This is a genomic window from Mesorhizobium sp. M0601 (assembly GCF_040320845.1).
Classification (GTDB): domain Bacteria; phylum Pseudomonadota; class Alphaproteobacteria; order Rhizobiales; family Rhizobiaceae; genus Mesorhizobium.
Window position 1 is genome coordinate 102,566 of the sequence record NZ_JAMYQK010000008.1, and the last position, 19,682, is coordinate 122,247.

The 19,682-nt window shown below is 62.3% G+C and carries 17 protein-coding genes; 6 read left to right on the top strand and 11 right to left on the bottom strand.

Features of this window, described 5'->3' with window-relative positions; genetic code table 11:
• Positions 1 to 33 precede the first annotated feature (33 nt).
• Positions 34 to 489 carry a macro domain-containing protein gene (locus tag NKI41_RS10845; protein WP_352471799.1) on the top strand — a complete coding sequence of 152 codons (456 nt, stop codon included), beginning with the start codon at positions 34 to 36 and terminating at the stop codon, positions 487 to 489.
• Between the two features lie 41 nt (positions 490 to 530).
• Here the strand turns inward: NKI41_RS10845 and NKI41_RS10850 are convergent, their stop codons facing one another.
• Genes NKI41_RS10850 through NKI41_RS10865 form a run of 4 tightly spaced genes read right to left on the bottom strand, consistent with a single transcriptional unit; the run spans position 531 to position 4,613 of the window.
• On the bottom strand, positions 531 to 1,184 hold the full coding sequence (locus NKI41_RS10850) for an ABC-type transport auxiliary lipoprotein family protein (protein ID WP_352682906.1): 654 nt from the start codon (positions 1,182 to 1,184) through the stop codon (positions 531 to 533).
• Between the two features lie 37 nt (positions 1,185 to 1,221).
• Complete coding sequence (locus NKI41_RS10855) at positions 1,222 to 2,595, bottom strand: MlaD family protein (RefSeq protein ID WP_352448731.1); 1,374 nt, start codon at positions 2,593 to 2,595, stop codon at positions 1,222 to 1,224.
• Between the two features lie 13 nt (positions 2,596 to 2,608).
• Complete coding sequence (locus tag NKI41_RS10860) at positions 2,609 to 3,427, bottom strand: ABC transporter ATP-binding protein (RefSeq protein WP_352682908.1); 819 nt, start codon at positions 3,425 to 3,427, stop codon at positions 2,609 to 2,611.
• A 1-nt stretch (position 3,428) separates the two neighbouring features.
• The gene (locus NKI41_RS10865) at positions 3,429 to 4,613 is read right to left on the bottom strand and encodes an ABC transporter permease (protein ID WP_352540617.1); all 1,185 of its coding nucleotides are present in this window, start codon (positions 4,611 to 4,613) and stop codon (positions 3,429 to 3,431) included.
• A gap of 78 nt (positions 4,614 to 4,691) precedes the next feature.
• On the opposite strand from NKI41_RS10865, the gene dgcA reads away from it, so the two are divergent.
• The gene (dgcA, locus tag NKI41_RS10870; RefSeq protein ID WP_352682910.1) at positions 4,692 to 5,675 is read left to right on the top strand and encodes an N-acetyl-D-Glu racemase DgcA; all 984 of its coding nucleotides are present in this window, start codon (positions 4,692 to 4,694) and stop codon (positions 5,673 to 5,675) included.
• Here the strand turns inward: dgcA and NKI41_RS10875 are convergent.
• Both NKI41_RS10875 and NKI41_RS10880 read right to left on the bottom strand, forming a co-directional pair.
• Positions 5,646 to 6,863, bottom strand: a complete 1,218-nt coding sequence (locus NKI41_RS10875) for an MFS transporter (RefSeq protein WP_352682912.1) — start codon at positions 6,861 to 6,863, stop codon at positions 5,646 to 5,648. The two genes, dgcA and NKI41_RS10875, sit on opposite strands and share 30 nt — an antisense overlap.
• A 127-nt stretch (positions 6,864 to 6,990) precedes the next feature.
• Positions 6,991 to 7,812 (bottom strand): UDP-2,3-diacylglucosamine diphosphatase, encoded by an 822-nt coding sequence (locus NKI41_RS10880; protein WP_352502515.1) that lies wholly within the window; start codon positions 7,810 to 7,812, stop codon positions 6,991 to 6,993.
• 120 nt (positions 7,813 to 7,932) lie between these two features.
• On the opposite strand from NKI41_RS10880, the gene NKI41_RS10885 reads away from it, so the two are divergent.
• From NKI41_RS10885 to NKI41_RS10895, 3 genes are all read left to right on the top strand, one after another.
• A complete protein-coding gene (locus NKI41_RS10885) occupies positions 7,933 to 8,712 on the top strand; it encodes an SDR family oxidoreductase (protein ID WP_352682914.1) in 780 nt (259 codons plus the stop codon).
• Between the two features lie 126 nt (positions 8,713 to 8,838).
• Entirely contained in the window at positions 8,839 to 9,276 is a 438-nt protein-coding gene (locus tag NKI41_RS10890) for a hypothetical protein (protein ID WP_352471736.1), read from the top strand.
• A 225-nt stretch (positions 9,277 to 9,501) separates the two neighbouring features.
• Entirely contained in the window at positions 9,502 to 11,826 is a 2,325-nt protein-coding gene (locus NKI41_RS10895) for an NADP-dependent malic enzyme (protein WP_352682916.1), read from the top strand.
• 12 nt (positions 11,827 to 11,838) lie between these two features.
• Here NKI41_RS10895 and NKI41_RS10900 read toward each other — a convergent pair whose 3' ends face one another.
• Positions 11,839 to 12,612: a DUF1287 domain-containing protein gene (locus NKI41_RS10900; protein WP_352682965.1), complete on the bottom strand. Its 774-nt coding sequence runs from the start codon at positions 12,610 to 12,612 to the stop codon at positions 11,839 to 11,841.
• Positions 12,613 to 12,727: 115 nt separating this feature from the next.
• Here NKI41_RS10900 and NKI41_RS10905 point away from each other — a divergent pair, with 115 nt between their 5' ends.
• Positions 12,728 to 13,912, top strand: coding sequence for a DUF2865 domain-containing protein (locus tag NKI41_RS10905; RefSeq protein ID WP_352682918.1), 1,185 nt, complete (start codon positions 12,728 to 12,730; stop codon positions 13,910 to 13,912).
• Here the strand turns inward: NKI41_RS10905 and gltX are convergent.
• The 4 genes from gltX to NKI41_RS10925 all read right to left on the bottom strand — a co-directional run bounded on the left by gltX (position 13,830) and on the right by NKI41_RS10925 (position 19,648).
• Positions 13,830 to 15,203 carry a glutamate--tRNA ligase gene (gene gltX, locus NKI41_RS10910; RefSeq protein WP_352682920.1) on the bottom strand — a complete coding sequence of 458 codons (1,374 nt, stop codon included), beginning with the start codon at positions 15,201 to 15,203 and terminating at the stop codon, positions 13,830 to 13,832. The genes NKI41_RS10905 and gltX overlap by 83 nt on opposite strands.
• Positions 15,204 to 15,336: 133 nt before the next feature.
• Positions 15,337 to 17,142 (bottom strand): ABC transporter ATP-binding protein, encoded by a 1,806-nt coding sequence (locus NKI41_RS10915; RefSeq protein ID WP_352613797.1) that lies wholly within the window; start codon positions 17,140 to 17,142, stop codon positions 15,337 to 15,339.
• Positions 17,143 to 17,524: 382 nt separating this feature from the next.
• Positions 17,525 to 17,938, bottom strand: coding sequence for a GNAT family N-acetyltransferase (locus NKI41_RS10920; RefSeq protein ID WP_352682922.1), 414 nt, complete (start codon positions 17,936 to 17,938; stop codon positions 17,525 to 17,527).
• Positions 17,939 to 17,965: 27 nt separating this feature from the next.
• Positions 17,966 to 19,648, bottom strand: a complete 1,683-nt coding sequence (locus NKI41_RS10925) for an NAD+ synthase (protein WP_352682924.1) — start codon at positions 19,646 to 19,648, stop codon at positions 17,966 to 17,968.
• Between the last annotated feature and the right edge of the window lie 34 nt (positions 19,649 to 19,682).

The following is a 19,682-nucleotide window of genomic DNA, read 5'->3' on the forward strand; positions in this document are numbered from 1 at the left end:
TGCGCCCAGAGCAGAGGCCGGTATCTCGTGGCAATGCAGACAATTCGCGGTGATCTGCTTCAGCTTGCGCTCGACGGAACGTTCGATGTCATTGTGCATGGATGCAACTGCCAGTGCCAGATGGGCAAAGGAATTGCTCTTTCCATAAAGCAGCCTTTTCCCGAAGCATATGCTGCGGATTGCGCGACATTGAAGGGTGACCCAGCCAAGCTGGGAAGCATATCCGTTGCCGAAATCAAGCGAGGCAGCCGCATTTTCCATGTTGTCAACGGCTACACTCAGTTCCATTGGCAGGGCAAAGGCGTGAAAGCCGACTACCAGGCAATTCGAAAAGTCATGCAGGCCGTCAAAGGTAAATTCGCGGGCAAAAGAATCGGCTACCCGAAAATTGGCGCAGGGCTGGCTGGAGGTGATTGGGAAACCATAGCCTCAATCATCAACGATGAACTCGCGGGCGAAGATCATACGCTTGTCGAATACGCTCCGTGAGCTGCTTCGGTCACCAGCCGCCTCACAGCAGCTAGCCCGGTTCAGATCACGGTGTCCGTCCAGCGGACGATTTGCTCGGCCGCATCGCCGAACGCGGCATCGAGCGCGCCGACATAGGCCTGGTTGCCATTGCCCGAAACGGGCGCGATGGCGCTAAACGTCTTCGAAGCGCGCACTTCACCGTTGCGGTCATTCAATAGGCGCACGAACAGCTCGACCTCGGCATGTTCGCCCCCATCGACACGCACCTCGAACGAGCGGATCTCAACGATCACCTGATAGTCGATCGCCAGCCCCTCGCCTGGCTTGCCGACGCCGGTGAAGCTGCCCGAGCGCTGGAACGTCTCTGCCAGCCGCGCCTGTACGATCATCGGCAGCCGGTCGGCCCATTGCGCGCCCTTGAGATACTGGATCGATCGCGGCGATGGCTTGATGACGATGTTCTGGCTGTCCAGCGCCTTGAGCGCCGATGGCTGGGCGATGAGGATCTGGCGGCGGCTGTGGGCACGCGCTTCCAGCGACGGCGCCGAAAGCTCGAACGTATCCAGCGGCGCCGGCTTGCCGCCCAGCGCCGCGCAGCCGGCGAGCGAAAGCGCCAGCAGTGCCGCTCCGGCCTTGAACCCACTCGATCTGACGCTGCCTGAACTGATCGACTTCAAACGCGATCCCCCCCGGATCGTGGAAACAACGCGCATCCGCAAGCTATGTTCTTGCGGTGGGCGCAGGCCGAAGTCAACGGCGCACCCTGCCGTCGAACTGCCGGACCTCACCCTCGCCGCCGGACAGGATCCGCTGTGGATTGCGGCTGAGGTCGGTCACCGCCTCTTCGATGCGGTTGATCGAACGACGGCTGTCCTGGACCAGCGATTCGACGTTTTGCAGCCCCTGTCCCGAGAACCGCGCCAGATTGTCGGTGATGGTGCCGAGGCGGGCGTTCAGCGTGTCGGCGACCTGCTTGAACGATTTGAGCGTCGCCCTGGCATCGGCCATGACGCCGTCGGCCTGACCGGAGCCGAGCAGTTTGTCGACCTTGGCAAGGATACCGTCGACTCGCACCGAGGCATCGTTGAGGCGTCCTGCGAGCTGGTGCGCGTCTTTGATGGTTTCATCGATGTCGTCGGCTCGGTTGGCGAACTTGTTGGTCACCTTGGCGATGTCGGCGGCAGCCTCGTTGGCGTTTTCGCTGGCCTTCTGGATATTGGCCAGCGCGGTGCGAACCTCAGCCGGATCGATGCCGTCGAGAACGCCGTCGACCTTGGCCAGCGTGCCTTGCGTCTTCTGGGCGAAGTCGTTGATCGAGCCGACCGCGGTGTCCACGTTCTTGATGACCGTGTCGAACTGCTTGCTGGTTTCCTTGAGGTTGGAAGTGACCGTGTCGACATTGGCGACGATGCTCTTGATCTGGTCCTTGTCGACGGCGTTGAGTAGCCCTTCCGCCGCCTTCAGGGTGCCGTCGAGCTTGCCCGAAACACCCTTCAGTTCGTCCGCCAGCGAGCTGACGCTCGCCAGGAACTTGTCGACGCCGTCCGCATTCCTGGCCAGTGCATCGGAGAAGGTCTGGACATTGTTGACGGTTTGCGTCAGCGGCCCGCGAACATCCTTGGTGAAGCCTTCGAGCTCCGAAAGGACCTTGTCGGCGCGGGTGAAGATGTTCTGCGCCGTTTGCAAAAGGTTGGTGACCGCCGACGGATTGGCGACGATCTCGGCGACCTTGCCCTCCGCTTCCGCCTGGTCGAGAAGGTTCACTTCCTTGGGGTCGGCGCCCTTCAATTCGATACTGGCCTGGCCGGCGAGGCTGACGATCCCGATATCGGCCTGCGTCGACTTGGTGATCGGCGTATTCCGGCCGATCTCGGTGTCGGCGATGGCGGCGGTCGGATTGTTGACGTCGATATAGACACGCTTGACCTCACCGACCCTGACGCCGTTGAACAGCACGAAGCTGCCGCGGCCAAGGCCGGAAGCCGAGCCCGGGATGCGCACGCGCAGCATCGCCGTCTCACCCCTGTCGCCGATCGCGGCCGTCCAATAGACGAAAGCGAAAGCCGCGAGGATCGCGGCCAGCGTGAAAATGCCGACAATGACGTAGTTGGCCCTGGTTTCCATTGCTCACTTATGGCTATGCGCGCGCCGCAAGATCAAGTTGCCGGGCGCGTTTTCCGCGGAAATAGGATTTTACCCAGGGTTCCTCGCTCCTGAGCATGTCGTCGATCGTGCCCTCGACCAGCACTTTCTTGTTGCCGAGCACCGCCACGCGGTCGCACGCCGTAAACAGCGTGTCGAGATCGTGCGTGACCATATACACGGTCAAATCCATCGTATCGCGCAGCTTGACGACCAATTCGTCGAACTCAGCCGCGCTAATCGGATCGAGCCCGGACGTCGGTTCGTCGAGGAAAACGATATCCGGGTCGAGTGCCAGGGCGCGCGCCAGGGCGGCACGCTTGATCATGCCGCCGGAGAGCTCGGAGGGGAATTTCTGCGCCGCCTCCGGCGGCAGTCCGACCAGCTCGACCTTGAGCATGGCAAGTTCGTCCATCAGCTTCTTTGGCAAATCGAGATATTCGCGCATAGGTACCTGAACATTTTCGAGGACCGTCAGCGCCGAAAAAAGGGCGCCATGCTGGAACAGCACGCCAAGCCGCATGTCGATGCGAAGGCGCTCCCTTTCGGTTGCCTTCTCGACGTCAACGCCGAACAGTTTGATTGTTCCCGATTGCTTGCGCGTCAAGCCAAGGATGGTGCGCAAGAGAACAGATTTGCCGGCACCCGAGGCACCGACGAAGCCGAGAATCTCCCCGCGCCAGATATCGAGCGACAATTTGTCGAGAACGACCTGGTCGGCGAACGACACCGTGATGTCGTGCGCCGACAGCACGATCTCGTCTGCTTTGGCTTTCGCCGCCACCTTGGTCGTGTTTATGCCCGGCAGCGCCATGTCAGAACTCGATCGCTGCATAGAACATTGCGAAAAGCCCGTCGAGGATAATAACCACGAAGATCGACTTCACCACTGAGGCGGTCACATGCTGGCCAAGCGATTCGGCGCTGCCGCCAACCTTCATGCCCTCGACCGAGGCAATTATGCCGATGATCATGGCCATGAACGGCGCCTTGATCAGGCCGGCAAAGATGGTGCTGAGGTCGATTGCGACACGCAGCCGGTCGATGAACGCTGCCGGTGCAATATCGGAGTAGAGCCATGCAGCCAAAATGCCGCCGCCCAGTGCGGCAAAGTTGGCGATGATCGTCAGGCAAGGCAGCGCGACGACCAGCGCGACCAGCCGCGGAAACACCAGCACGCCGATTGGATTGAGACCGATCACCTTCAGCGCATCGACCTCCTCGCGCATCTTCATCGAGCCGATCTCGGCGGTGATCGCACTGCCGGAGCGGCCGGCGATCATGATCGCCGTCATCAGCACGCCGAGCTCGCGCAGGATCAGCACCCCGACCAGGTCGACGACGAAGATGTCGGCGCCGAAATAACTGAGCTGATAGGCGCCTTGCTGGGCGACGATCGCACCGACGATGGCCGACATCAGCACGACTACCGGTATGGCGCCGACACCCATGCGATCGATCTGGTTGAAGATCGCCGCCATGTTGACGGCATGGCCGCGGCCAAGCTTCATCTGAGAGCCGCGTATCGTGGCGCCGAGGATATTCATTGCGGCCAGGAAATCGTCGCGCATCTCATAAACGCGCCGACCTACCGCCTCGAGCCCGCGAATGATGAAGTTGGGCGGCTTTGCCGGACCTGATTCGGGCTCGCGACGAACGGCGTCCCCGACGGCGCCAAGCAGGATCGAGGCGATCTCGCTCTGCCCCTGCATCGTGATCTCGACGCCCTTTTTTTCGAAGCTGCTGACCAGGCGGTCGATCAGCCACGCCCCGGCAGTGTCCATCTTCTCGATTTGTGAAAGGTCGAGCGCCAGCGTCTTGAAGCCGCCGCGCTTCTCGATCTTGCGCATCTCGGCATCGACCAGCGCCACGGTACGTGTCGTCCAGGTTCCCGAGAAAGCGCAGCCGAGAACGTCGCCCTCCTCGCCGATCGCGATGCGCGGCTGGTGGTCGGGCTCCTTGGCAGGGCCGCTTGCGTCGCGTTTGCGGATGGTCAACATGGCGTCCTGTTTAGCCTGACGGGGCCGACCTGTCGATTTGCCGATATCCCCCTTGTTGCACAGCCGGAGCAGAAAAATATGGCGCGTGTCATTTCGGTCGAGGCCGAGCGCTTTCCGATAGCCGGGACCTTTACCATTTCGCGCGGCTCGAAGACCGAAGCGGAGGTGATTTCCTGCGCCATCACCGAAAACGGCCGTACAGGACGCGGCGAATGCGTCCCTTACAAGCGCTATGGCGAGACCATGGAGGGTGTGCGCGACGCGATCGAGGCGATGCGCAGCGAGATCGCGCGCGGCATCAGCCGCATCGCCCTGCTCGATGCCATGCCTGCCGGCGCGGCACGCAGTGCCATCGACTGCGCGCTCTGGGACCTGGAAGCGAAGATCAGCGGAACACCGGTGGCGCATACGATACGAACCGTTCCGTTACGACCGCTCGAGACTGCGTATACATTGTCGCTCGCCGAGCCGGAGGCGATGGCGGCGCAGGCCCGCGCCAACGCCCAGCGCCCGCTACTCAAGGTCAAGATCGGCGGCGACAACGACATCGCGCGCATCCGTGCAGTGACGGCGGCAGCACCCGACAGCCGAATCATTCTCGACGCCAACGAGGGCTGGAATAACGACAACATCGTCGCAAACCTTGCCTTTGCCGCCGAGCACGGTATCGCCTTGATCGAACAGCCGCTGCCGGCGGGACATGACAGTATTCTTCGCCACATCGCGCATCCGGTACCGATCTGTGCCGACGAAAGCGTGCACGAGGCGAAGGACCTTGAAGCACTTGTCGGCCTTTACGACGCCGTCAACATCAAGCTCGACAAATCGGGTGGCCTGACCGCTGCACTCGTGCTTCGCGACCGCGCCCGCGAACTGGCTCTTGGTGTCATGGTCGGCTGTATGGTCGGCACATCGCTTGCGATGGCGCCGGCTGTGCTGTTGGCGCAGGATGCCGATTTCGTCGATCTCGACGGTCCGCTGCTGCTGGCCCGCGACCGCGTTCCCGGTCTCGTCTACCAAGGTTCGCTGGTGTCACCGCCCGAGCGGGCGCTGTGGGGCTGAACGCGCGGCAAGCCCGATCAGAGCCAGGCCCGTCAGGGCGATCGGGATCATCGCAAAGAAGCCATTCGCGCCGAAGCGGTCGTAAAGAGGACCGGAAATCAGCGTCGCCGCCGCCATGAAGAAGCCATTGGAGAAGTAGGCGATGCCTTGCGCCGCCCCGGTGCGTTCTTCCGCGACCGTCTCACCGATCATCTTTTGCAGGCCGATCAGCACCAGCGCCACCGAAACCGCGTGCAGCGTCTGGATCGCGAAAAACCCGCCAACGCCAAGCCCAAGCGGCCAGATCAGCGGAAAGGCGAACCAGCGCACGATCGCGCCGATCCCGGCAATCAGCATGATCGAGACGACCGAGAAGGAGGCGAAAGCGCGGGTGAAAACGACGAACATGCATATCTCGGCGACGACGCCCCACCCCCACAGAAGCCCGACAACCGAATCGCTGATGCCGATCGACTTCCAGTAGATCGACACGAAACCGTAGAGAAATGCGTGGCTGGCGGTGATGACGCCGACGCCTGTCGAAAAATAGAGGAAGTACCGGTTGAGGAGTTTCGGTGCCGATTGCTGGATATCGGCGGCCGAAAGCGGCGAGGCGCGGCGTGGACGGCCAAGGCGCGGCGCAATCAGTCCGGCGGCTAGCGCGGCACACAGCGCCGCGAAGATGATCACCGGGACAGCCTGGGCACCGCTCGCCGACAGGATGAAACCGCCGGCGAGATTGGCACAGAGATAGGAGATCGAGCCCCATTTGCGCATGCTTGCGTAATTCGAGCCGAAGCGGCGAACACCTGAAAGGGCGAGCGAATCGGCAATCGGCGAATGCGGCGTCCAGACGACCGTCAGGGCCAGCGACACGGCAAGTACCGTTGCGTAGGTCGGCGGCAGGAGGTAGCCGGCGGACAGGATCAGCGATGCGGCGACCAGCGCAACATAGACATTGACGCGGTCGCTCGCTTTGTCTGCCAGCGCAGTAAGAAAAGGCGTCGTCGCCACGCGCAGGAACATCGGCGCGGCGAGGATCACGGCTATCTGTTCGGCATGGAACCCCTTCGCCTGCAGCCACAGCGGGAAATACGGCACATGCGTCCCGAGCGGAACGAAGAGCGTAAAGAAGATCAAGCTCATGCGCAGTTCGAAATGGCGTGGCTTGACGAGCTGTTCGGGCGAAAGCGGCGGCAGCGAGGACATTGACAGGCGATCCGTCGGCACGGCATTCAGCCGGGTCGGCCCGCCACACCTGCCGCTGCTTAACACGGCGAAAAAGTCGATGAAACCGCTGGACTAACCGATTGAAGCGAGATGCGGCCGGATTTGGTCAAGCCGCCTGGACTGCCCTGCCCTTGATGTCGATCGGCACGAGCACCTCGCTGCCGACCGGAGTCTCCGGCAGGACATGCGCCCAGTGCAGGATCTCCATCCTGCCGTCAAAATGCTCGACCACCGCCGTGCAGCTCTCCACCCAGTCGCCCGTGTTGATGTATTGCACGTCCTCATAGCTTTCGATCGCGGCATGGTGGATGTGCCCGCAGATCACGCCGTCGACATGCGAGCGGCGCGCCTCCTCGGTCAGCACGGTCTGGAACGAGCCGATGAAATTCACCGCCTTCTTGACCTTGACCTTGGCCCAGGACGAGAACGACCAGTAAGGTAGGCCGAGCACCTGGCGCAGACGTGTGATGACGCGGTTGAGCAGCATCGCCGCGTCGTAGGCATAGTCGCCGAGATAGGCCAGCCAGCGCGCATTATGGACGACGGTGTCGAACTGGTCGCCATGGATGACAAGAAGGCGTTTGCCGTCGGCGGTCTCGTGGATGGCGCGGTCGGCGACGACAATGCCGCCGAAATGAACGCCCTGGAACTGTCGCGCGAACTCGTCATGGTTGCCGGCGATGTAGGTGATGCTGGCGCCCTTGCGCGCCTTGCGCAGCAATTTCTGGATCACGTCGTTATGGCTTTGCGGCCAATGCCAGCTTCGTCTCAGGCGCCAGCCGTCGACGATGTCGCCGACGAGATAGATGATATCGGCATCGTGATGGCGCAGGAAATCGATCAGGAATTCGGCCTTCGCCGCCTTCGATCCGAGATGGACGTCGGAGATGAACATGCTGCGGAAAGTGCGAGGCTCTGCGCCGGACATCATTTGTCACCGTTGCTTTCGCCTGAGCCTATGCCCCGATTCATGCAACAACCGTATGACGGTTGCGATTGGTCCAGCCATCCGGATAGGTTGCCGCGGCAATCAGAGGAGAAAATCACCATGGATCTCGGCATTCGCGGCAAGAAGGCCATCGTCTGCGCTTCGAGCAAAGGCTTGGGACGCGGCTGCGCCATGGCACTGGCAGAGGCAGGTTGCGATCTGGTGATCAATGGCCGCAACGCCGACGTGCTGGCCAAAACCGCCGCTGAACTGCGCGAGAAATTCGGCGTCAAGGTGACCGAAATCGTCGGCGACGTATCCAAGCCCGATGTCCAGAAGGCGCTGCTTGCCGCCTGCCCCGATCCCGACATCCTCGTCAACAACAATGGCGGTCCGCCGTTTCGCGATTTCCGCGCGCTCGACCGCGAAAAGATCCTCGAGGGCGTCACCCAGAACATGGTGACCCCTGTCGAGCTGGTTCAGGCCGTGATCGACGGCATGGCGGCGCGCGGCTTCGGCCGCATCGTCAACATCACCTCGCTGTCGGTCTATGTGCCTATCCCCGGCCTCGACCTGTCGTCCGGCGCCCGCGCCGGCCTCACCTCGTTCCTCGCCGGCGTCGCGCGCACGGTGGCCGACCGCAACGTGACGATCAACAACATGCTGCCAGGCAAGCTCGACACCGACCGGCTGCGTGATCCGAAGGAGGCCGGCACGCCCGAAGATCCGGCAGCGGCCGCCGCGCGCAAAGCGCAAGCAGCAGCCAACGTTCCGGCCAAACGGCTCGGTACACCGGAGGAATTCGGCCAGATCTGCGCCTTCCTGTGCTCGGTCCATGCCGGTTACCTGACCGGTCAGAACATACCGGTCGACGGCGGCCTCTATGTCAGTGCGTTCTAGCGAGAATCCAATGCTCAATGCCCACTGAATAGTGGGAGACGACCTCAAAAAGGGCGCTCAGTTCACAAGAACTAGGGTTAGTCCGCATGCTATGTCCTGCCTCGCAAATGAAAATGAGACCGGCGAATGGCGTCTATTTATCGCTTTGTTGCGCAAAAACTGCTGTCGCACGGGGTTCGAGACACGGCCGACGGCAACCTTGCAATTACCGACCGGAGATTGTTCCTTGACTTCGTTCGTCTAGAACGAGCGGTTAGGCTAGAGGATTTCGCCACAGTCCAGTCTGCGGTGGTGGCGATTGAAAATCGTTGCTTATCAATGGGTAAACGTCATATCGCGGTGTTTGCATACATGTATCTCAGGTTTTCGGATGCGGCCCCAAAGTTTACTCACCTGGACATCGAGCTTGAGGAAGAAGGAGGTATCCGCCGAACAGTCGACTACCGGCGTAGGGTGTCGTCGACAGAGCGACTTGTCGGCGAGTGGGCTGCCGCTTGGTACGATCGCTATTCCAAGAGTTTCTTTCGTGCACTTTATAGGAGCAACAGCCCCACAGCGAACTAGCGAAAGAATACCTAATCGTCCGCAAACCACCTGAAGCAGACATTCGGCTCGCAGCTCGCTCCAGCAACGCGCCTATCGCCCCAACATTTCAATGGCAGACCGTACAGGCCGGCGGGCGGTGCAAGCCGTAAGCTCGCGCTTGCGACATATCACCTCTCGAAAAGCCTCGGCTGCATGCTAAGAGACTCAAAACATCAAACGGACTGAACTGAGGAGGCGGCCGTCATGACAGGCGAAAGCAAGAAGGCGGCTCGATCCGACCTCGACGAAGCAGCGCTCTATTTCCATAAGCACCCCCGTCCCGGAAAGCTGGAAATCCAGGCGACGAAGCCACTGGGCAATCAGCGCGACCTGGCGCTTGCCTATTCGCCGGGTGTAGCTGCCCCCTGCCTTGAAATCCGCGACGACCCGGCAACCGCTGCCGACTATACAGCCCGCGCCAATCTGGTCGGCGTTGTCACCAACGGTTCGGCGGTGCTGGGCCTCGGCAATATCGGTCCGCTCGCCTCCAAGCCGGTGATGGAAGGCAAGGCGGTGCTGTTCAAGAAATTCGCCGGCATCGACGTTTTCGACATCGAGATCGATGCACCGGGCATCGAGCGCATGGTCGAGACGATCTCGGCACTGGAGCCGACCTTCGGCGGCATCAACCTGGAAGACATCAAGGCGCCTGAATGCTTCGAGGTCGAGGAGCAGTTGAAAGCGCGCATGGGCATACCGGTCTTCCATGACGACCAGCACGGCACCGCCATCATCGTCGCTGCCGCCGTGCTCAACGGGCTGGAATTCGCCGGCAAGTCGATCTCGGACATCAAGATCGTCACGTCGGGCGCAGGTGCTGCGGCGCTCGCCTGCCTCAACCTTCTGGTCTCGCTCGGCGCGCGGGTCGAAAACATCTGGGTCACCGACCGGTTCGGCGTCGCCCATAAGGGCCGCGTCGAGGAGATGGACCGCTGGAAAGACCCTTATGTGAAGGACACCGAGGCGCGCGCGCTGGCCGACGTTCTGCCCGGCGCCGACGTGTTTCTCGGCCTGTCTGCCGCCGGCGTGCTGAAGACGGAATTGCTGCACCACATGGCGCCCAAGCCGTTGATCCTGGCGCTGGCCAACCCCAATCCCGAGATCATGCCGGAAGCGGCACGGGCGGCGCGACCCGATGCGATGATCTGCACCGGCCGCTCCGATTTCCCCAATCAAGTCAATAACGTACTCTGTTTTCCTTACATCTTCCGTGGCGCGCTGGATTGCGGCGCAAGTGCCATCAACGAAGAGATGAAAATGGCCGCCGTTCGGGCGATCGCAGCGCTTGCCCGCGAAGAGCCGTCCGACGTTGCCGCGCGCGCCTATTCCGGCGAGACGCCGATCTTCGGCCCGGAGTTCCTGATCCCCTCGCCTTTCGATCCGCGGCTGATCCTGCGCATTGCCCCCGCCGTTGCCAAGGCAGCCTGCGAGACCGGCGTCGCGACCCGGCCGATCACCGATTTCGCCGCCTATATCGACAAGCTGAACCGCTTCGTCTTCCGCTCCGGCCTGGTCATGAAGCCCGTGTTCTCGATGGCCAAGACGTCAAGCGCCAAGCGCGTCATCTATGCCGACGGCGAGGACGAGCGCGTGCTTCGCGCCGCGCAGGTCGTGCTCGAGGAAGGCATAGCCGAACCGATCCTGATCGGCCGCCCGCACGTCATCGAGGTGCGGTTGAAACGCTATGGGCTGCGCATCAAGCCGGGCGTCGATTTCGGCCTGATCAACCCGGAAGATGATCCGCGTTACCGCCACTATGTCGACCTTTTGATCGAGCTTGCCGGCCGCCGTGGGGTGACTACGGAAGCGGCACGCACCATGGTGCGCACCGACAATACGGTGATCGCCGCCCTTGCCCTGAAGCGCGGCGACGCCGACGCCATGGTCTGTGGCCTTGAGGGCCGTTTCGAGCGCCATTTGCGCAACGTCACGCTGATCATCGGGCCACGCGCCGGCATTAGGGATCGCGACCTGTCGACGCTTTCCATGCTGATTTCGCAGCGCGGCATCATTTTCCTCACCGATACCCATGTCTCCGTCGATCCGACCGCCGAGGAGATTGCGGAGATGACCGTTCTGGCGGCCGAGGAGATTCAGCGTTTTGGCATCGAGCCCAAGGCAGCCCTGCTTTCGCATTCGGATTTCGGCTCCCGCGATTCGCCAAGCGCCATGAAGATGCGGCAGGCGGCGGCGATCCTGGCGCGCATCGCGCCCGACCTGCAATGCGACGGCGAGATGCATGCCGACTCGGCACTGTCGGAGCAGCTGCGCCAGCGCGTCTATCCGCATTCGCGGCTGAAGGGCGAAGCCAATCTGCTGGTGTTCCCCAATCTCGATTCGGCGAACATCACGCTGACCGCGCTGCGCACGATGATGGACGCGCTGCATGTCGGCCCGATCCTGCTCGGCACCGACAGCCCGGCGCACATATTGACGCCGTCGGTGACGTCGCGCGGTGTCGTCAACATGACGGCACTGGCAGTGGTCGAAGCCGCGCATAAGGCGCAAGCCATCGTCGAGCTGGGCTAGCCATGGGCCTTCTCAGATTGGCTTGAACCGGAAATGCCCTGTCTGCCTGAAGGCAAACAAAGTGTCCTCTTCCCTGGCGCCGCCGCCGATATTGTGAATGACCAGTCTTCTTGTCGGTACCAATGTGGAGCGATTGGACGACACGATGGCAATATGCGGCAGATTGCCGGGCAGCATCTGGGCGACGAGATCCCCAGGCCGATAATCGGCGGGGTCTTGGCTGACGGGCAAGGCGGCACCGCGCCGCTCGAAATAGACCGCAAGATTGGGCACACGGCGGTGGTCGATGTTGCGGTCCGGCGCTTTCAAGCCCCAAGCCTTCGGATAGGCGGCAAAATTGGCCCGCATATCCTCATGCACCAATTTTTGCAGGTCGAGATCGAAGGCGCGGCGATAGGCACGGATCACGACATCCGTGCACACACCCCGCTCGGGCTCAACGTCCCCGCCCGGATAGGCCAGGCGTGTATAGGTCGGATCGTAGAGTGTGGTGACGCCGATCTGCTCACGGGCAGCTTCGACCAATTTGGTACCCCAATCCGGCGTGATGGGCTTTTCCTGCGCCAAGGCAACCGGCATCGCCAGGCACAAAAGACCAAATTGCAGTGCGGCTCGACGGGTAATCGCGGTCATGCCAAGCCTCCGGGCATTGCTGGATCCGGGCATTCTTCTGGGCGAATACGCCTTTTTTCGTGCAACGCCAGGATGTCGCGGATCTGGCTCTGTCCGAATATGTCGTGTGGCGTAGTCGATATGACAGCACCGGTCGTGATCGAAGCCGCGCACAAGGCGCAAGCCATCGCCGATTTGGGCTGAAGGCGGAATCGGCGGTATGCTAAACAAACGGTTAACCGCAAGCGCGGTAGCTTTCTGAACGACAGGCAGTCGGAGTTCCGGAGGGATGACGGGCGCAAGTTGGAAGCTGACGCGGGCCGCTGCGCTGCTCGGCGCCGTGGTGCTGTGCGGCATTGCCGCCACTCAGGCACAGGCCGCTTCCCGCCTCTGCCGCCAGCTTGAAGCCGATCTTGCCGCCGCTTCTCGTGGTGGCGGCGGCAAACCGGCATTGCTCAGGAAATATGACGACGCAATCGTCCGGCAGCGCCAGCAGATTTCAAAGGCCGTCAGGCAGGCCAGCAGCGCCGGCTGCGGCTTTTCGCTGTCTCGCCGCAACGCCAACGCATGCGCAGCACTCGACGCCACCATCGATCGCATGGCAGCCAATCTCGACGCCCTGCAGGCCAAGCGCGGCGACCTTGCCGGCGGTGGTTCGCGACGTGATCGTGCGCGCATATTGACGTTGCTTGACGCCAATGGCTGCCGCGATGATGCGGCGGCGCCGACGCCCCCGCCGGTCCGCGAAGCCAACCGTGAAAACGGCAAGCGAAACCTGCTCGACCAGCTTTTGGGCAGTCAGCCCGAAGAGGCCGACCAGGCTGAAGAACTGAGCCAGCCGGGCAACATCCGCACCGTGCTCAACAGCGCCGACATGGGCCAGCCCCAAGGCGAATTCCGCACCATGTGTGTGCGGACCTGCGACGGCTATTTCTTCCCGATGTCGAATGCTGCCTCGCTGGGCGATTTCGAGCGCGATCAGAAGAATTGCGAATCGAGCTGCCCCGGCACCGAGATGCAGGTTTTCTACACGCGCGGCGTGAACAGCGATTCGGCGTCGATGACGTCTTCGGTGACGGGCAGGCCTTATATCGAACTGCCGACGGCCTACCTCTACAAGCAATCCGACATGCCGCGGCCGCCGACCTGCGGCTGCAATGCGGGGCAAAATTTCGAGATCATTGCCGGCAACCCGCCAACCCCGGGACAATCTGAGGCGAACGTGGCGACCACCCCGTTCGTTCCGCTGCCGGTTGCTAGGCCTGATCCGGCCGCCGACCCGGAGACCTTGGCCAATGCAGAAGGCGGCCTCGACCGTGAGGCGATCAAACGGCTTGCTGTCAAACCTGTGCCCTCGCCGACATCGCTGCCGCCGCCGGAGCAGCGCAAGGTCAGGGTCGTCGGGCCAACGTTCCTTCCCGACCCAGCAGCGGCAACAGATCTGCAAGCTCCGGACCCGAAGGCTGTCCCGTAAGCGCCAGCCTGAGCGGCATGAACAGCGCCTTGCCCTTACGGCCGCTCGCCGCTCGGATCTTGCCCGTCCAGTCCTTCCAGACGGTGCCGTTCCAAGGCTCTTCCGGCAGCAACTCGAATGCCTGGCGAAGAAAGTCGCGGTCCTCGTCGGAAAACTCCGCCGGCTCCTCTGGACCGTCTCGAAGCGTACGCCACCAGATCGCCGCATCGGCCAGCCTGTCGAGATTGCCGCGCACGGCCAGCCAGAAAGACTCGGCCTGTTCGCCGGAGATGCCGAGCACGATCAGCCGGTCGCGCGCCTCGGAAAACGGCATGTGATGCAGCAGCGTGCGGTTGAGCACGAAGAGCTCGTCCGGGTCGAATTTGGCGGCGGATTTCGATGTTGCAGCCGGATCGAAGCGCTCGACTAGCTCGGCCATCGTTGGCACCGCCACGACGTTTTCCGAGGTGCCGACGAGCACCGCCAGCGAAGCGATCGCCATCGGCTCGATGCCGCTCTCACGCAGGCTCTGGATGGACAGCGCGCCGGTGCGCTTCGAAAGTCCCTCGCCTGATGCCGTTGTCAGGAGATTGTGGTGGCCGAACACCGGCGGCTCCGCGCCAAGTGCTCGGAACAGGGCTATCTGGACGCCGGTATTGGTGACGTGGTCGTCGCCGCGAATGACATGGCTGACGCCCATGTCGATGTCGTCGACAACCGAAGGCAATGTGTAGAGGTAGGTGCCGTCCTCACGCCGCAGAACCGGGTCTGAAAGCGAGGCGAGGTCGACGGTCTCTTCGCCGCGCACCAGGTCGTTCCAGTCGATTTCGGTGCGCTCCGGCTGTAGCGGATCGCTGCTGAAGTTGGGCAGCAGAAAGCGCCAGTGCGGCCGCCGGCCATCGGCCTCATATTCCGCCACCTGCTCGGGTGCCAGCGTCAGCGCCTCGCGGCCATAGACTGGCGGCAGGCCACGCGTGCGGCGCACCTTGCGCCTCAGGTCGAGCTCTTCAGGCGTCTCATAGCAAGCATAGACGAGGCGCGCCTCCTTCAGCCTCTCCAGTGCGGCATCGTAGATTTCGACCCGCCGCGACTGGTACTCCGTGGCATCGGGGAAGATGCCCAGCCAATGCAGGTCATATAGGATAGCGTCGGAAAACTCCTGCGTCGAACGGGCGACGTCGGTGTCGTCGAAGCGCTGGATGAAGCGGCCTTTGTTCTTGATGGCGAACAGCCAATTGAACAAAGCGGTGCGCGCATTGCCGATATGGATGCGGCCGGTCGGTGACGGGGCGAAACGGACGGTAACTGTCATGAGCGGGGCGTACCGGATGGTTTTGCTGTTGACAAGACGCGCCCCCGCGCTCGGCGGCAGACATAGAACATGACAAAGGCGAAGAAAAGACTGCAGCGCCGCACGTCTATCAAGACGCGCGGCACCGCAACCGTCAGATCACCAGGCCTTTGGTCAGTTCAAGCGCCTGGCGTTCGAACAGCCGGCGGTAGATGCCGCCTTGCAGCCGGATCAGTTGGTCATGCGAGCCCTCTTCGACGATGCGGCCGCGATCGAACACCAAAAGCCTGTCCAGCGCCCGCACCGTCGACAGCCGGTGGGCAATGACCAGCGTCGTGCGGCCGACCATCAACCGCTCCATCGCCTGCTGGATCAGCACCTCCGATTCCGAATCGAGGCTCGACGTTGCCTCATCCAGGATGAGAATGCGCGCATCGGCAAGAAAGGCGCGTGCGATTGCAACGCGCTGACGCTCACCACCCGATAGCTTTACGCCACGCTCGCCGACCAGCGTGCCATAGCCTTTCGGCAAATTGGCAATGAAGTCATGCGCGCTGGCCAATCGCGCCGCGTGCTCGATCTCGGCCTGCGTGGCGGCCGGCCGAGCATAGGCGATGTTTTCGGCCAGCGACCGGTGAAACAGGATCGGCTCCTGCTGGACGATTGCGATCTGTGCGCGCAGCGACGCCTGCGCCACATTCGCAATATCCTGGCCGTCGATCAGGATATTGCCCGCAGTCACGTCGTAGAGGCGCTGGATCAGCTTGACGAATGTCGTCTTGCCGGAGCCCGAATGGCCAACCAGCCCAACCCGTTCGCCCGGCGCGATGTCCACCGAAAAGTCGCGATAGAGCGGCAGGCGGTGGCTGCCATAGTGGAACGTGACATTGTCGAAGGTGATACGGCCATCGGTGATCCGGATCGGTTTGGCTCCGGGCCGATCCTCGATGCCGAGTGGTTCGGACTGGAAGTCGACCAGTTCCTCCATGTCGTTGATCGAGCGCTGCAGATTGCGGATATGTGTGCCGATGTCGCGCAGATAGCCTTGCAGCACGAAGAATGAGGTCAGCACGAAGGCGACATCGCCGGCGCTCGCCTGCCCCCACGACCACAACAGCAGGGAGAACCCGATGACCGCTGCCCTCAAAAGCAGCAGCATCGTCCCTTGCGTGGTGCCGTTGACGGTGCCGCGCATCCAGGTGCGGCGCGTGCGACCGCGCCATTTGGCGACGACCTCGGCAAGCCGCGTCTCCTCGCGTTCCTCGGCGCCAAAACCCTTGACCACGGCGTTGCAGCTTACCGCGTCGGCCAGCGAGCCGCCGAGCCGTGTATCCCACGCATTGGCAAGCCTTGCCGCGGGCGCCACATAGCCAAGCGACAGCATCGTCGTCACCGCGATGAACAGAACCGAACCGGTGGCGACGACAGCACCCATCAGCGGCCAGAACCAGCCAAGCAGCAGCGTCGAGCCGACGAGCATGACGACCGATGGCAGCAGCGCGATCAGGATCGTGTCGTTGAGCAGGTCGAGCGCCCACATGCCGCGCGTTATCTTGCGCACCGTCGATCCGGCGAAGCTGTTGGCGTGCCAGTCGGTGGAGAAGCGCTGGACGCGGTGGAAGGCGTCGGCGGCGATATCCGCCATCATCTTCAACGTCAGCTCGACAATGGCCATGAAGGCGAGATTGCGCAGCACGACACCGGTGAGCGCCAGGGCCACCAGCATCGAAAAGGCCGCTGTCGCCGCGTTCCACGCAACATCGTCGGCCGCAGCACTGCTGGCGACGGCATCCACCAGCCGGCCGGAATAGAGCGGCGTCAGCACGTCGGCCAAGGTCGACAGCAGGAATGTGCCCATAATGCCGGCAAGCCGCCACGGCTGACACCGCCAATGGCTGAGCGTGAAGCCAAGAACGCTGCGAAAGGCGCCCGCGCGCAAATCTATTCGAAAACGAGTCATGATGTCATTCGGGCGCAAACGAGCCCGATCCCACGAAAGTAGAAATTGAAAAACCGCGTCGGCGCCGTTTGGCGCCCGGAGATGCGGAGGTTTGGCGTATTTGGCGGCCCTGTAGAGGGGCGGCGACCGGCAGCGGCGAAATACCTGCCTCGGTTCAGCCTTGCCGCGAGGCTATCTCGCGGCGCACTGACCAAGACCTAGGCTTCGCAGCCTCGCATAACGATGTCAAATCCTGGCATTCGGTTCCTCCTGAAGGGGAATCGCGGAGAGGTGTTTATAGAGACGCCTCAACGCCGCGCCAAGTCAGTAGATAGCCAAAAGCGCATCTGGTCCAAGCAGTGAGACGATTTTGCAACAATCGCGGGTTGTGCGCTGCCTCTGTTCAGGTTGCCGGGATGCGGTCGAGGCGCATATAGCGGCCATCGGTGGAAGGCCTGAAGCCGAGCTTCTCGTAAACCGCATGGGCGTCGTTGGTCGACAGGCTCCAATGCGTGACCGTCTTGACGTCCGAGTGGTCGATAAGCGCCTGGACAAGCCGGGTTCCGATGCCTTGTCCGCGATACCCGGGCCAGACAATTATGTCGGCGAGATAGGCAAATACCGTACGGTCGGTGATCGCCCGGCCGAAGCCGACCTGATTGCCGCCGACATAGGCGCCGACGCACAGTGAGTTGGCAAAAGCGCGGCGGTGCAGTTCATCGCTGCGGCCGCTGCCCCAATAGCTCTCCTTCAAAATGTCGGACGTCGCCCGGAAGTCGATCCGCGACGGGTCAAAGCTGATTTCAAGGTCGGCCATGGCTAAACCGTTACGCAGGCCAATGGCCTACCCGCGATCCCTGAACCGGTTGGTGATGGGATAACGGCGATCGCGGCCAAAGTTCTTCCTGGTGATCTTCACGCCGGGCGCCGCCTGCCGGCGCTTGTATTCTGCGACGTAAAGCAGGTGCTCGACACGCGCCACCGTCGCCCGGTCATGGCCGCGCGCAACGATCTCGTCGACGCCCATCTCGTTCTCGACCAGACACTCCAATATGTCATCGAGCACTGGATAGGGCGGCAGCGAATCCTGGTCGGTCTGGTTCTCTCGCAGTTCCGCCGAGGGCGCCTTGTCGATGATGTTGGTCGGGATCACCTCGCCGGACGGACCGAGCGCACCCGGCGGCACATGCGCGTTGCGCCAACGCGACAATGCATAGACCTGCATCTTGTAAAGATCCTTGATCGGATTGAAGCCGCCATTCATGTCGCCGTAGAGCGTCGCGTAGCCGACCGACATCTCGCTTTTGTTGCCGGTGGTGACCACCATCGAGCCGAACTTGTTGGAAATCGCCATCAGGATAGTGCCACGTGCACGGCTCTGCAGGTTCTCCTCGGTAATACCTTCCTTGGTGCCCTCGAAAAGCTGCGTCAGCGCGTGCAGGAAACCTTCGACCGGCTCGAAGATCGGCACGATATCGTAGCGGCAGCCGAGTGCGCGGGCGCAGTCCTCGGCATCCTTGAGCGAGTCCTTCGAAGTGTAGCGGTAAGGCATCATCACGGCGCGCAGCCGTTCCTCGCCGAGCGCGTCGACGGCAAGTGCCGCGCAGATCGCCGAATCGATGCCGCCTGAGAGGCCGAGCACGACATTCTTGAAGCCGTTCTTGTTGACGTAATCGCGCAGGCCCAACATGCAGGCGCGGTAGTCGGCCTCCTCCTTCTCCGGGATTTTCGACATCGGTCCGTCAGAGCAGACCCAGATGTCATTCTTTCGCTTCCAGGTGGTGACGTTGACCGTCTCCTCGAACTGGCTCATCTGGAAGGCCAGCGTCTTGTCAGAACCTATGGCAAACGATGCGCCATCGAAAACCAGCTCGTCCTGACCGCCAAGCTGGTTGGCATAGATAATCGGCAGTCCGCATTCGATGACCTGGCGGATAACGATCTGGTGGCGGACGTCGACCTTGCCGCGGTAATAGGGCGAGCCGTTCGGGACCAGCAGGATTTCCGCGCCGCTTTCGGCCAGCGTCTCGCAGACGGCAACCTCGCCCCAGATATCTTCGCAGATCGGCACTCCCACGCGTACGCCGCGGAAATTGACCGGCCCCTGGATCTCGGGGCCGGCCTGGAAGACGCGCTTCTCGTCGAACTCACCGTAATTCGGCAGATCGAGCTTGTAGCGTTCGGCAAGGATCTTGCCGCCGTCGGCAAAGATGATCGAATTGTGCGTGCCGGTCTTGCGCTTCAACGGCGTGCCGATGACGAAACCCGGGCCGCCGTCGGCGGTATCGCCGGCGAAATCCTGCGCCGCCCGCTCGCAGGCCTTCAGGAAGGCAGGCTTCAGCACCAGATCCTCAGGCGGATAGCCGGCAAGGAAAAGCTCGGTAAACAGCACGAGGTCGGCGCCTTGGCGGGCGGCATCCGCCCTCGCCTCGCGTGCCTTGGCAAGATTGCCGGCGACGTCGCCGACCGTCGGATTGAGCTGGGCGACGGCGATGCGCAATATGTCTGGAGCGGTCTTGTCTATCATGCCCGTGGGTTTAGCGCGGCAAAATTCGTCGGGC